General features: G+C 59.7%; 10 protein-coding genes and 4 pseudogenes. 5 read left to right on the forward strand and 9 right to left on the reverse strand.

The window, feature by feature from the left end:
* The first annotated feature begins 35 nt into the window (after window positions 1-35).
* On the forward strand, window positions 36-245 hold the full coding sequence (locus RFM41_RS33500; protein ID WP_320253440.1) for a hypothetical protein: 210 nt from the start codon (window positions 36-38) through the stop codon (window positions 243-245).
* Between the two features lie 12 nt (window positions 246-257).
* Here the strand turns inward: RFM41_RS33500 and RFM41_RS34350 are convergent.
* Together RFM41_RS34350 and RFM41_RS33505 are read right to left on the reverse strand one after the other, a co-directional pair.
* A pseudogene (locus RFM41_RS34350) lies at window positions 258-644 on the reverse strand (TniQ family protein); the annotation flags it as partial.
* A 96-nt stretch (window positions 645-740) separates the two neighbouring features.
* Window positions 741-953, reverse strand: coding sequence for a hypothetical protein (locus tag RFM41_RS33505; RefSeq protein ID WP_320253449.1), 213 nt, complete (start codon window positions 951-953; stop codon window positions 741-743).
* Here RFM41_RS33505 and RFM41_RS33510 point away from each other — a divergent pair.
* The 3 genes and pseudogenes from RFM41_RS33510 to RFM41_RS33520 form a co-directional block, all read left to right on the forward strand.
* Window positions 883-1,047 (forward strand): annotated as a pseudogene (locus RFM41_RS33510) (phage integrase N-terminal SAM-like domain-containing protein); the annotation flags it as partial. The gene RFM41_RS33505 and the pseudogene RFM41_RS33510 sit on opposite strands and share 71 nt — an antisense overlap.
* Window positions 998-2,131: pseudogene (locus RFM41_RS33515) on the forward strand (IS91 family transposase). The pseudogenes RFM41_RS33510 and RFM41_RS33515, both read left to right, overlap by 50 nt.
* A 413-nt stretch (window positions 2,132-2,544) precedes the next feature.
* On the forward strand, window positions 2,545-3,492 hold the full coding sequence (locus RFM41_RS33520) for an IS630 family transposase (RefSeq protein WP_320253441.1): 948 nt from the start codon (window positions 2,545-2,547) through the stop codon (window positions 3,490-3,492).
* 492 nt (window positions 3,493-3,984) lie between these two features.
* Here RFM41_RS33520 and RFM41_RS33525 read toward each other — a convergent pair whose 3' ends face one another.
* From RFM41_RS33525 to RFM41_RS33550, 6 genes are all read right to left on the reverse strand, one after another.
* Entirely contained in the window at window positions 3,985-5,391 is a 1,407-nt protein-coding gene (locus RFM41_RS33525; RefSeq protein WP_320253442.1) for an aminotransferase, read from the reverse strand.
* 155 nt (window positions 5,392-5,546) lie between these two features.
* Complete coding sequence (locus RFM41_RS33530) at window positions 5,547-6,044, reverse strand: Lrp/AsnC family transcriptional regulator (RefSeq protein WP_320253443.1); 498 nt, start codon at window positions 6,042-6,044, stop codon at window positions 5,547-5,549.
* A gap of 203 nt (window positions 6,045-6,247) precedes the next feature.
* On the reverse strand, window positions 6,248-7,792 hold the full coding sequence (locus RFM41_RS33535; protein ID WP_320253444.1) for a fumarate hydratase: 1,545 nt from the start codon (window positions 7,790-7,792) through the stop codon (window positions 6,248-6,250).
* A gap of 6 nt (window positions 7,793-7,798) precedes the next feature.
* Window positions 7,799-9,232 carry an NAD-dependent succinate-semialdehyde dehydrogenase gene (locus RFM41_RS33540; RefSeq protein WP_320253445.1) on the reverse strand — a complete coding sequence of 478 codons (1,434 nt, stop codon included), beginning with the start codon at window positions 9,230-9,232 and terminating at the stop codon, window positions 7,799-7,801.
* A gap of 197 nt (window positions 9,233-9,429) precedes the next feature.
* A complete protein-coding gene (locus tag RFM41_RS33545) occupies window positions 9,430-10,356 on the reverse strand; it encodes a LysR family transcriptional regulator (RefSeq protein WP_320253448.1) in 927 nt (308 codons plus the stop codon).
* Between the two features lie 117 nt (window positions 10,357-10,473).
* Window positions 10,474-10,869: a hypothetical protein gene (locus RFM41_RS33550; RefSeq protein WP_320253446.1), complete on the reverse strand. Its 396-nt coding sequence runs from the start codon at window positions 10,867-10,869 to the stop codon at window positions 10,474-10,476.
* 486 nt (window positions 10,870-11,355) lie between these two features.
* On the opposite strand from RFM41_RS33550, the gene thpD reads away from it, so the two are divergent.
* Window positions 11,356-12,288, forward strand: a complete 933-nt coding sequence (gene thpD, locus RFM41_RS33555; RefSeq protein WP_320253447.1) for an ectoine hydroxylase — start codon at window positions 11,356-11,358, stop codon at window positions 12,286-12,288.
* Window positions 12,289-12,347: 59 nt separating this feature from the next.
* Here the strand turns inward: thpD and RFM41_RS34355 are convergent.
* Window positions 12,348-12,831: pseudogene (locus RFM41_RS34355) on the reverse strand (recombinase family protein); the annotation flags it as partial.

Raw genomic sequence — 12,831 nt, forward strand, 5'->3', positions numbered from 1 at the left:
ACCAAAAGCTCATAACCGTGCATTAGGCGGGTTAGATGTGTGCTATTATTGATCCCGCCAAGCCGAACGACCGGCTTTTGCTCGGTATGAAGGGTGTCGCGCTGCGCTTAAATGTGACATTGCGCCGTCTTCTTGCAATGATCGATGAGCCGTTCACCGTGGAGGGCATCTTTCCAAAGACCCTCGAACGGCGAGAGCGGGCTTATAAGCGCAGATGCTGCTTCTCTTATGTCTTGTTGCCGTAGTACGCATACGGGACAGGTTATCCGCCAACCCTGGGTCCAGTTTCGCTGCACCGCAGTTGTTGCGCCCTGCCCTCTGTTTTGCTCGGCACAAGCGAAGCAACATTGAATAGCGCATGGCGCGGCGAGCCGTGCTGCGGAACTTGGGAAACTTGATGTGGTTGTCAGAATTGCAGACGACTCGGTTCGAAACAGCCTCGCAATGTGGCCGGCGTGGGTTGGACCCAGCTTTGTATCGGTCAGCCGCAAAGATTTTGCTTCCGGAATAGCAGGGTGGAGCATAGTGAGCGGGGAGACGCCATAGAAACCCGCATGGCGCGCAATCCATGACGATAGGAGCTCATCCGGCACAGGTTCGAGAATGACAGGAAGCGGCTTCGTGCCGCCGAGTTCTCGGTTCATGCGTATGCTGTTTCGGCACTGACTGGCGGCGACCAGCTTTCCACCGCTTTATCGGTGATGTGCTCGATGCCGCTCTCGATCGAATCGGCCGCTAGGCTAGGGCTCGTGGACATTCAGCCGGCTGAAGGGATTGAACGAAGCCGCTAACGCGGCATTTGGCGGATCGGTTTGCGGGTGACGCTTCTGTTTTGAAGGATTGCGGCTGTTGAAGCGCAATCTCGAGAACAGGAGCAATGAGATGGTCGAGTTGAGCCCTCTTCGCCGGCGCATGATCGAGGACATGACGATCCGCAATCTGTCGCCGGCCACCCAGCGATCCTACGTGCACGCGGTGGCGAAGTTTTCGCGCTACTTTGGCCGCTCCCCTGACCGGCTTGGCCTTGAGGACGTGCGCGCCTTGCGCGATCGAGCTATGCCGGACCGCCGAACTGGGCGGTCATGTCGAGGGCTGCCGCTCCTGCGGGTCGATCCGCGTGGCCTACAATTCCTGCCGCAACCGGCATTGCCCCAAGTGCCAGGGCCAGGCCTGCCGGGACTGGCTCGCCGCGCGGCAGGACGAGCTTCTACCGGTGCCCTACTTCCACGTGGTGTTCACGCTGCCGGTCGAGGTCGCCGCGATCGCCTTCCACAACAAGACGGCGCTCTACACGATCCTGTTCAAGGCGGCGGCCGAGACGCTGCGCACGATCGCCGCCGATCCCAGACATCTGGGCGCTGAGATCGGCCTCATCGCAGTGCTGCACAGCTGGGGCCAGACTCTCACCTACCATCCCCACCTGCATTGCATCGTGCCGGGCGGTGGCGTCTCGCCGGACTGCACACGCTGGATCTCGTGCAGGCCGGGATTCTTTTTATCCGTGCGCGTGCTGTCGCGCCTGTTTCGCCGCCGCTTCCTGGAGGAACTGCGAGTGGCCCATGATGCGGGCCGGCTGGGCTTTCTTCGGCGATCTCGCCCACCTGGCAAAGCCCGACGCCTTCGCCCGCTTGCTCGCTGAAGTCCGTCGCCTCGAATGGGTCGTCTACGCCAAGCCGCCCTTCGGCGGGCCGCAACAGGTGCTGGCCTATCTTGGCCGCTACACCCATCGCGTCGCCATCGCCAATCCCGCCTGGTTAGCATGGTCGATGATCGCGTCGCGTTCCGCTGGCGAGATTATCGTCATGGCGGCAGGACGAAGGTCATGACGCTCGATGCCCATGAGTTCATCCGCCGCTTCCTCCTGCACACGCTGCCCGACGGCTTCCACCGCATCCGCCACTACGGCTTCCTCGCCAACGGTCATCGCGCCGCCAAGCTCGGCCTGTGCCGCCGATTGCTGGCCAGCCAGCAGCAGAACAATCCCGAATCGAGTGCTGAAAGCGCCGCTGTCGCCGCCGAGCGCCTGGTGTTGACGCATCGCTGCCCATGCTGCGGAGGGACGATGGTCACGCTCGCCACCTGGCGATGCGGGCAGGCGCCGCCGACCCCCTTCTGGAATGACACCTCATGATCACGCCGGGTGCGTCCACATCGTCTGGTTCGGCACCCGTCGCCATGCGCGATGGCACCCAGACCTTTGTCCCACCGCACAAAACCGCAAGCAGCCAGACCAGCGGTAGAGGCCACTGCTACCTATCTGACGGTTCACGCCATCACGGTTTTGCCTTCCGCCATGCTGTCCATCGCTGTGGTCGAACCGCGAACGCCGTTCATCGGTCTGGCAAAGACAATCCCCACCCTCCGCAGGGCTACAATCCCCATAGCGCCAGACCGACCCGCGGCTTCGCTCAATCCGGCTTGCAATGAGGTCCGACAATCAACCGGCTCGCTCCGTCGAGCATGCGGACCTCACAGAAGCCTCCAGATTCCGTATCTGTCGGATTTGTGATTCAAGATGCTGGCTGGAATGGAAGCCAGCATCTGATGACGCGACCTCTGTCGGACGATCTTCGCGAACGGGTTGTAGCGGCGGTATTGAGTGGTGAGAGCCGCCGGTCGGCCGCCAAGCGGTTCGGCATTTCGGTTTCGGCTGCGGTGAAGTTGTTGCAGCGTCATCGGGCGACTGGCTCGGTTGCGCCTGGCAAGATGGGCGGACATCGCAAAAGGGTGCTGGAGCCGCACCGCGCCTTCATCGAGGCACGCATGCGTGAGACGCCGCATCTGACGCTGCACGGTCTTAAGGATGAGTTGGCCGGTCGCGGGGTCAAGGTCTCGCACAACGCAGTGTGGCAGTTCCTGCGCCGCGAGGGGTTGAGCTTCAAAAAAACGCTGTTCGCCCTTGAGCAGGCGCGCGCCGACATCGCGCGGCGGCGTCAACGATGGCGATCCTGGCAGGGCGGCCTCGATCCGCAGTGCCTGGTCTTCATCGACGAGACCTGGATCAAGACCAACATGGCTCCGCTGCGCGGCTGGGGGCCGAAGGGCAAGCGGCTGCGCGGCCTGGCTCCACATGGCCACTGGCGCACGCTGACCTTCCTTGGCGCGCTGCGCTGGGATCGGCTCGCGGCGCCTTGCGTCTTCGACGGACCCATCAACGGCCAATGCTTCCGCGCCTATGTCGAGCAGCAGCTCATCACGGTGCTGAAGCCCGGCGATATCGTCATCATGGACAATCTTGGAAGCCATAAGTCGGCGGCCATCAGGCAAATGATCAGGGCCGCTGGCGCCAGGCTCTGGTACCTGCCGCCCTATTCACCGGATCTCAATCCGATCGAGCAGGCCTTCGCCAAGATCAAACACTGGATGCGTCAGGCCCAAAAACGTACCGTCGAGGACACATGGCGCCACATCGGTCACCTCGTCGAAACCATCGAGGCAGCCGAATGCACGAACTACTTCGCAAACGCTGGATACGCTTCCGTCAAAACGTGAAAGAGTCTAATCGTTCAACGAGTGTGCCAAGGCTTCCCCATGCTCGGCGAGACTCCGTTCTATGAGCCCGGACGCTCTCAAGGAAGAGAAGCCGGCGAGCAACCTGTCTGTCGCCCGCCGGCCAGGCCCGCCTTGGGAGGAGTGGCGGTGTGAATCTCATCGAAGACCGGGGGACGCTGATCTTCCTCGGCCCCGAGATTAATCGGGACTGTCGCGACCATTCCGCCATCCAGGATGAAGCCGTGACGGCCATAGGTCAAATGCCGTTGGTATATGGTCGCATCTCGCAACGAGATGGCAAGGCGGCCATTGCTATGTTTTGCGGCCCGCAAACACGGGCGCCGGGGCTGCACAGCGAACGGAGAAACGCCGGCTGTCGCGCCTCGACGGGGCGCACGGCCGGCCTAGGTTCTTTCGCTGCCGTCAAACAGAGAAAGCATCGAGGCCGACCCCCTCAAATAGTGTCGCGGCAGTTACCGGTCGGCGTGCAGGTCAAATGGCACCCTCGCTCTTTAGCGCGCGGTAAGTTGTTTCGACGGCTTTCGCTGTTGCGTCGACGATGATGTCCACCTCCTGCCTTGTAATGATCAAAGGCGGGGCATAGCCCAGGATATCGCCGTGCGGCATTGCACGGCCGATAACACCATTTTCAAACAATGCGGCAGCGGCGCGCACTCCGACCTGAAGTTCGGGAGCGAAAGGCACCCGCGCCTTGGGATTTAGCATAAGTTCGACGGCGGACAGGATGCCGATGCCGCGGACCTCGCCTACAATGGGATGTCCCTCCAATTCGGATTTCATGCGCGATAGCCAATAGGGGCCGACGTCGCGGACATGCTCCAAGATATTCCTTTCCTTGAATACCTGGATGTTGGCGAGAGCTGCGGCGGCGCAAAGCGTGTGACCTGAATACGTCCACCCATGGCCGAGCGCCCCGTGCTTTTCCGTTCCCTCCTCCAGAACCGACCAGACCCGGTCGCCAATAATCGATCCCGAGATGGGGAGGTAAGCCGAGCTCAGACCCTTGGCGATCGTCACGAAATCCGGTCGCATGCCATAGAGATGGGAACCGAACTTTTCACCGGTGCGTCCGAAACCGCATACCACCTCATCAGCAATCAGGAGAATATCGTATTTGTCGAGCACAGCCTGGATGGCAGACCAATATCCGGTGGGGGGCGGAACGATGCCGCCGGTCCCCAGTACAGGCTCTCCGATGAAGGCTGCGACCGTCTCTGGGCCTTCAGCCAGGATGAGGGACTCAAGTTCATCGGCGCAACGCTTGGAGAATGCCTCCTCGGTTTCGCCATCATGCGCCTGGCGATAGTGGTGCGGCGTTGTCGTGTGGCGCACAAGGTCGAGCGGGAGATCAAAGAATTTGTGGAAGAACGGGAGGCCTGTCAGACTGCCGGTGACCAGTCCGGATCCGTGATAGCCGCGGTTTCGCGAAATTATCTTCTTCTTTTTCGGGCGACCGAGGATGTTGTTGTAGTACCATACCAGCTTGATGTTGGTCTCGTTGGCATCGGATCCCGAAAGGCCGAAAAACACTCTTTGCACATTCTGGCCAAAGTGTTCGACCACAGCCTCCGCCAGGCGAGCGACCGCCTCGGTGCCCTGGCTGGCATAGACATGGGCGAACGGCAGTTCATGGGCTTGCCGGGAAATCGCGTCCGCGATCTCCTTGCATCCGTAGCCCATGTTCACGCAATAGAGCCCGCCAAAACCGTCAAGGCTGCGCCGGCCTTCGGTGTCCCAGATGTAAACGCCTTCCGCGCCAGCCATAATGCGGTTTGGCGTCTCCCCACGGCTGTGCTTTGCCAGATGTGTCGACGGATGAAAGACGTAGCTTCGATCCTTTTCCTGGATTTGCTTGGTTCCCAGATTGGTCAGGCTCATTGCCACTCTCCGCTCATTTCCGGCCGCGTTTTTATCAGCCGCTCTGAGGGTGAACATAGCAGGGAACCGCTCGCGCAATTCGCGGGAATTGACATGTGCGGCCGACGATTTCACGGAAAGTGGTTCAATGGCAGTGGAAACCAAGCCGAGCGAGCTCAGCGCTTCTCCAGAGCAGCCAAAGGGACTGGGGAATTGGATTTCACGGGCTTCGTCACGATAAGGCTGTAATACTGGTCAATTCCCAGTCCCACCTGCAATAGCCCGTCCATGAACTCTTGGTACGCGGCCATTGAGGGCGCCGCGACCCGCATGAGGTAATCTATGCGCCCTCCGATAGCCCAGCAGTCGAGGACCTCGGGAAAATCTTGAATCGCCGACTCGAAGTGGCGCTGGTCCTCAAGTCGGTGGCGGTTGAGCACCACCTCCACCATGAAGAAAATTGCGCCGGCCGTGAGTGAGGGACTCAGTCGAGCGAAGTATCCTTCAATTATGCCTGCTGTCTCGAGCGCGCGCAGCCGGTCCGAACAAGCCGAAGCCGAAAGATGAACGCGCTTGGCCAACTCGCTTTTCGAGATCCGACCATCTGCTTGGATTTCTGAAAGGATCCGAAAATCCCAGGCATCCAGGCGGGCAGCAGTGAGAGTCGGCTTCATGGCCTTCGATCGGGTTGATTTTGCGGTCTGAAACTTAAACTGCCGCAGGCGCCGTGCCAATCGCGCGGTTTTCGGCCACTTTGATGTTCTTGCAGCACCTAAAGCAAAGAGCGCGATTCGGTAGCCCGGGTCCCCTGAACCAATGCCCGCGGTCCTGGCTGTCATTTAGAGACGAGTTTTGGCAGCCGGAAGCCTGGGCAGAATCAAATGCCGATGCTGCGCGCGATGCTGTCGGCAGCCATGCGCTTGCGCCATTCAATGGGTCCGGAATTGTGAATGGAGTTTCCCTGGACGTCCACCGCCATGATAACAGGCATATCCTGAACTTCGAATTCGTAGATGGCTTCCATTCCCAAGTCTTCAAAAGCGACGATGCGGGCCGCTTTGACGGCCCTGGAAATCAGGTAGGCGGCACCGCCTACCGCCACGAGATAGGGCGCCTTGTACTTGACAATCGCCTCGGTGGCCGCCGGCCCTCTCTCGGCCTTGCCCACCATCACGAACAGCCCCGTTTCGGCGAGGATCTTTTCAGCAAAATCGTCCATGCGGCTCGAGGTCGTGGGTCCAGCCGGTCCCACGACCTCATCCCTCACGGCTCGGACAGGCCCGACATAGTAAATCGCGCGTCCCCGCAAATCGACCGGAAGCGGCTTTCCGGCATCGATGAATTCCACCATTCGCTTATGGGCTGCGTCACGCCCCGTCAGCATCTTTCCAGAAAGAAGAAGTGTCTCTCCACACCGCCAAGACGCGGTCTCTTCTCTGGTCAGAGTGTCTAGATTGACGCGGCGCACGCCGCTCATCTGTAGGTCCCCAGCCCCGATCTGCGGCCATTCGGAAAGATCTGGCGGCTGCAGTCGAACGGGCCCGGACCCGTCAAGCGTAAACGTCAAATGCCGGTTCGCAGCGCATTGCGGAATAAGCGCCACGGGCTTCGATGCGGCATGCGCCGGATAGGTCGCGACCTTAACATCCACCACGGTCGTGAGCCCACCGAGACCCTGAGCACCGATCCCGAGAGCATTGATGCGTTCATAGAGCTCAATTCGAAGGGCCTCCTCGGCACTTGATGGTCCCCTTGCAATCAACTCCGACATGTCGATCCGCTCGTTCATGGCCTCCTTGGCCAACAGCATCGCCTTTTCCGCGCTGCCACCGATGCCGACCGAGATCAGGCCGGGAGGACACCATCCGCTACCAAGCGTCGAAACCGTATCGACGACCCAATCGGACACCGAGGCGCTGGGGTTCAAAGTGGTGAACCGCGCCTTATTCTCCGATCCGCCGCCCTTTGCAGCAATGGTGATTTCAATCTGCTTGCCTCGCACAAGTTCGACGTGAACGACGGCCGGGGTGTTGTCACGGGTATTTATCCGTTTGACGAGCGGATCCGAGACGATGGACGGGCGAAGCGGATTATCGGGATCAAGATATGCCCGGCGCACCCCCTCATTCACGAGGTCCGCGAAATCGGTCCTTGATTTAATGCGAACGCCCATGCCGATCTTCGCAAAGACCACCACCAGCCCGGTGTCCTGACAAATCGGGCGGCGCCCGAACGCCGCCATGCGCGAATTCAGCAGAATTTGCCCTATGGCGTTCTTTGCCGAGGGGCTCTGCTCGCGAGCGAATGCCTCAGAAAGGCAGCGGATATAGTCCGGAGGATGGTAATACGAGATGTACTGAAGAGCGTCGGCGACGCTCGTTAAGATGTCTTCACCGGCAATGATGCGCGCCCTTGTATTCACTGGGTCCTACCCGAATGATCCGAGGCCGTTGACCAGTTTCAAGCTTTGGAAACTGCGCAGGCCCTCCTCCCCACCTTCGTACCCATAGCCGCTCTGTTTGACGCCTCCATAGGGCGCGTCGGCGGAAACCCCTTTGAGATGATTTATGCTGACAGCACCAGCCGAGACACCGCCAATCAGCGCCCGTTTCGCATCAGTGGCGCCAGTGAAGAAGTAGGCGGCCAGGCCATATTCGGTGGCATTGGCGTCTTCGATTGCCTCCTCGATCGTGTCGAACGGCGCCACCGTGAGGATGGGCCCGAACGGCTCCTCATGAAGCACTTTCGCATCTTTTGGCACTCCTGTCAGGATAGTCGGCGGCCAGTAAAAGCCGGGCCGGTCGAGGCGGGTGCCGCCGGTCTCTATGCGGGCGCCACGATCGACTGCGTCCTTTACCAGATGCTGCATGGCCTCGATACGCCGCGCGTTTGCCATCGGTCCCATCTCGGTCGTAGGGTCGTCGGGCGGGCCGATCTTGATGTTGCGCGCAACGTCGGTCATCTGCGATAGAAAGTCCTCATAGAGTGGCCGCGCGACGAGGATTCTGCTGGGCGCATTGCAGCTCTGGCCCGCGCACTCGAACTTGTATTCCGAAATTGCCGGAACGGCCGTTGCGAGATTCGCATCCTCGCATACCACGACCGGGGAGTGCCCACCGAGTTCGAGGATGCATCGCTGCAAGTTATTCGCGGCGAGCTTTGCGAGCTGTTTTCCAACCTCGGTAGAGCCCGTGAAAGTTAGGATCTTGACGATAGGCGAGCTGAGGAGATGCCGGGATATTTGCACCGGAGCGCCAAAGACGAGATTGACGACGCCGTCCGGGATACCCGCTTGGCGCAAGGCTTCGACGAAATATACAGCCGCGCTTGGGGTCTCTTCGGCCCCTTTGAGGATCACCGGGCAGCCTGCCGCCAAAGCAGGGGCAAGCTTGCGGGCGATAAGCACTGCGGGATAGTTCCACGGCGTGAAAGCAGCGACCACGCCGAGCGGCTCGGGGACGATCATTCGGTTCGGGCCATGCGGAATTGGGACCGACAGTTCTTCCGCGTGTGTGCCGTACCACTCCAACGTTTCGACAGCGCGCGCGTACTCGCCTGTTGCTTCGGCAATCGTCTTGCCCTGTTCGGTCGACAAATCCTTCGCTGCGTCTCCTACCTTTGTGGCAAGGATCTTGGCGGCCGCCACAAGGATCTCGCCGCGCTTTTTTACAGGTCGTGAGGACCAAGCCCGGCGGCTTCGCTCTGAAGAAGCAAGGGCCTCATCCAGATCCGACGCTGAAGCCGCGGCCACCGAGCCAAATACCTTCTCTGTCGCCGGGTTGGTCACCGGCAGAGTTGTTCCGTCACTGCCCGCTCGCCACCTGCCATTGATGAAAAGCTGATAGCTGGTTGCGTTGGACATCGCATGCTCCGCTTGACTGTATTACTGCCAGTGCGAGACCTGCCGATATCCGGACCATGGGCTCGCTTCTTTGCAGTTTCATAGCGATAGCCGCATGCGGTCAAATATCGAATGTCGCCCAAAACCATCTCGAATCCAGATTGATACAGCTCAGACAGCCGCGAAAGAGCGGTAGCACTGAAACTGGTTTGGGATGCCTAAGGCCGGTCCGGAGCCGTGGCTGACCAGTGCTTGCTCTCGATCAATATCTTGACGACCTTAGGGATCAGCTTGCGGACCGCAGAGACGGCTGGAGAGCGGTCGTCTTTCGGGTTGACGGCGAGGACAACGGAACGGGTGATCACTGGATCAATGATCTTAACCGTTCGGACTTGGCCTTGAGACGCCTCTTTCTGAATGGCCGACGGGGTAAGGATGGAATACGCCTTTCCTTCCATGACCATATTGATAATCGTAGAAAGGGAGTCTACTTCGAATCTGACGTCCAGCACACAACCGTGTTGCGCAACGACATCAGCCACCGAACGCCTGACATTGTTGTTGCGCATTGGAACCGCCAGCGGGAACGCATGCAGGTCGGCGAGCGGTATCGAATCTTCGAAAGGCGGTTTACCCGCCGGCACCACCAGGCAAAACTCTTCGCGGCCCAGCACCGTCATTTGCCCAACGCTCTCGGCAGTTCGGTAAAGGATAGCCAGATTGAAACGGCCAGCAGCCATCCACTCCTCCAGCAGTCCCGTCATGCCCTCGATCATCTTAAGGGAGATCCTCGGCAATTCGCTTCTTACCGATTCAATCAGGGGACCACTAAGGACGCGAGCAGCTCCGGACGGAATGCCAATGGTCACCTCTCCGGAAGGAGCAGCCACCGAGTTGGTCAGTTCGGCCTCAGTGAGCTGAATTTCCTTCAGGATAACCCGCGCTCGCTCAAGCAGCTTGTCGCCGGACGCCGTGACCCTGACGCCGGTCCTGTCGCGGACTAGCAGCTGGGTGCCGAATCCTTCCTCCAGTTGCCGCACATGCAGGCTTAGAGCGCTTTGAGCAACGTTGAGGGTCGCAGCTGCCTTCGTGAAACTGCCGGCTTCGACGACGCCGACAAAATATCTTAACTGCCTGATGTCCACGATGAACAAATCCAACCGGGGCATGTTCCCCAGTGCTATTTATCTATCTCGAAAGGAGATGGCAGACAAGTAGCGAAACTGTTGGGCCATTGTTCGAAACCAGCGCCTGTCCGCCGATTACAGGCAAATCAGATGGTCTCCATCACCTGCCAGGGCCTGGGCGAGCAGATTGAGCACCTTGTCGCTATCTTCGCCCATGGCGCGCAGATCGCCGCCACAGCCCGGGCAGCATGCGCAAGACCGCTCACGAACGACCCGCCTGCGCGGCAGGTTGCGGTTGGGTTTGAGCTTGCGAACCGGCAACACCCGCACCTTGTCGGTGTCAGCGACGGTGGGCAGCTCGATATCGGGCACGCTGGCGGCGAAATCGGTTTCAAGATCTCCGAGTTCAAGCCGTATTTGGCCCAGCTTCTCGAAGGAGCGGCCGAAGGCTTGCGGTTGAAGCGATCGATCCGCAGCTGCAGCGCTGGATGCGAAGTGCGGCCCCGGCGCGCTTTCTTCGCAGCTGTTCATCGCGTTCGGCGATGGTGGTGTCACGGGCAGAAACGGCCACCTCCAGAAGCGCGACCCGAGCGGGAAATCAGCGGTTGAGAGAGCTTGTTAATTACACACGCTCGTCGCTCGCCCCTTAGCATTTTCCCCTCGGGACGCGATCGACCTACCACTCTTGGTAGTTTTGTCGTTCGCGTTTCTGACGTAAGTCAGCGGAGTTTCCGGAACGCGCGTCCTATAGTTCCAGTGCGCCGAAATGCGTCCTTCCAGACTACCCTGTAGAAGGAGCGTGCTGAGTCATTGAATCCCTTATTTGAGAAAGAGCCGGCTGTGGATGGAGTGATTAGCAAACTACACAAAATATACGAAGCCCAGCTTGCAAGAAAACTATCTGATCAATGACCTTTCGAACCCCGCAACGAAGAAGGCGCAGCGTTCCTGGCCCGTGATCAAGGCCGAGGAGTGAGATAGTCCGCGCCGACGAAATCGTAGAAGAAGGAGAAGAAGATGTCTGGAATTACCGATAGCGCTGAACGAAGACAGGATCCCTATCCGAGCCGGCTGCCCGAAGAGCACTGGCTACCCCGTTTGGACAAGACAGTGTGGAGCCAGTGGTGCCCCGACGCGCCGCTGACCGCGCAGCAGACCGACCACTTCGACCGCGACGGCTTCATTGTCTTGAGGGACCTCTTTTCGGAAGAGGAAGTTAAGGCGCTGACCCAAGAATCGGCAGCGTTACGGAGCGGTGAGCGCTGGCTGGAACAGGACACAGTCATCACCGAGCCGGGCTCAGACGAGGTGCGCAGCATCTACAAGCTGCCCGAGCAGAGTCCGCTCTTCAACCGACTGGCAAGCGACCACCGCGTGGCCGAGACCGCCAGCTATTTGGTCGGCGACGACGTCTATATCCATCAATCGCGGCTGAACTACAAGCCGGCCTTCACGGGCAAGGAGTTCTACTGGCACTCCGATTTCGAGACCTGGCACGCGGAGGACGGCATGCCGCGCATGCGTGCCGTCTCCGCATCGCTGCTCTTAACGGATAATGATGCACTGAACGGCCCCTTAATGCTGATGCCGGGTTCGCACAAGCACTTCATCGCCTGTGCCGGCGAGACGCCGGAGGACAACTACAAATCCTCGCTCAAGAAGGAGGAAGCGGGCACACCCTCGCACGAGGCGCTGGCTAAGCTCGCCAAGGAGCACGGGATCCATGCCGCCACCGCCAAGGCCGGCACGCTGGTTCTGTTCGACTGCAACACGATCCACGGCTCGAACGGCAACATCACGCCGTTTGCCCGTTCGAACGTGTTCTTCGTGTTCAACGCCGTGTCAAACCAACTCGAGGAGCCGTTTGGCGCAAAGAAGCTGCGCCCCGCATTCCTCAGCTTCCGTGGCGAGCCGAAGCCGGTGGAGATAGCGTCGGGGAAGCTGGCGTAAGAAAGCGCTTGAGATGGAGAACTCCGCTCCACCGACAAAGCCCAGGACAGTTGCGGCCTAACCGCCCAATCCTCGTGGGATTTACGGTGGCCGTAGCTCTTGCGAACGCGGCCATCGACGATCTCGGCCCGCTTTTGGGTTTTGCCGTACACATAGACCCCCACATAGAAAGGGTTCTTCAATACGCTGATGACGTTGCGATATCGGATAGGAACCCAGTCGAAGAAGACCATCATCTTCCCGTCAGATGGGCGCGGAAAACGCTGCCGATCTCACGGAACCGCGCGAATATAAGCCTGATGGCTTCCTGGCCGGAATATCAGGGTCGAAACCAAGCCGTAATCGGGGTGCCAGATGTAGCCGATCGGCACATTTATCCGCAGTTCGGCCTTCTGCCGTGGGCCTCGTACATCCGCGCCCGAATGACGAAAAGCTCGAACTCCCTGATGTTGCCCTTCATACCGAGCAAAAGCCGGTCGTTCGGCTTGGCGGGATCATAATAGCACATATCTAACCCGCCTAATGCACGGCGATGAGCTTGGC

Source organism: Mesorhizobium vachelliae (assembly GCF_033977325.1).
In the GTDB taxonomy this organism is placed as follows: Bacteria; Pseudomonadota; Alphaproteobacteria; order Rhizobiales; family Rhizobiaceae; genus Mesorhizobium; species Mesorhizobium vachelliae.

Excerpts from the sequence above, each read along its gene's own strand:
- RFM41_RS33500 (WP_320253440.1), top strand. The coding sequence starts at position 36 with ATGTGTGCTATTATTGATCCCGCCAAGCCGAACGACCGGCTTTTGCTC.
- RFM41_RS33520 (WP_320253441.1), top strand. The coding sequence starts at position 2,545 with ATGACGCGACCTCTGTCGGACGATCTTCGCGAACGGGTTGTAGCGGCG.
- RFM41_RS33525 (WP_320253442.1), bottom strand. The coding sequence starts at position 5,391 with ATGAGCCTGACCAATCTGGGAACCAAGCAAATCCAGGAAAAGGATCGA.
- RFM41_RS33530 (WP_320253443.1), bottom strand. The coding sequence starts at position 6,044 with ATGAAGCCGACTCTCACTGCTGCCCGCCTGGATGCCTGGGATTTTCGG.
- RFM41_RS33540 (WP_320253445.1), bottom strand. The coding sequence starts at position 9,232 with ATGTCCAACGCAACCAGCTATCAGCTTTTCATCAATGGCAGGTGGCGA.
- RFM41_RS33550 (WP_320253446.1), bottom strand. The coding sequence starts at position 10,869 with ATGAACAGCTGCGAAGAAAGCGCGCCGGGGCCGCACTTCGCATCCAGC.
- thpD (WP_320253447.1), top strand. The coding sequence starts at position 11,356 with ATGTCTGGAATTACCGATAGCGCTGAACGAAGACAGGATCCCTATCCG.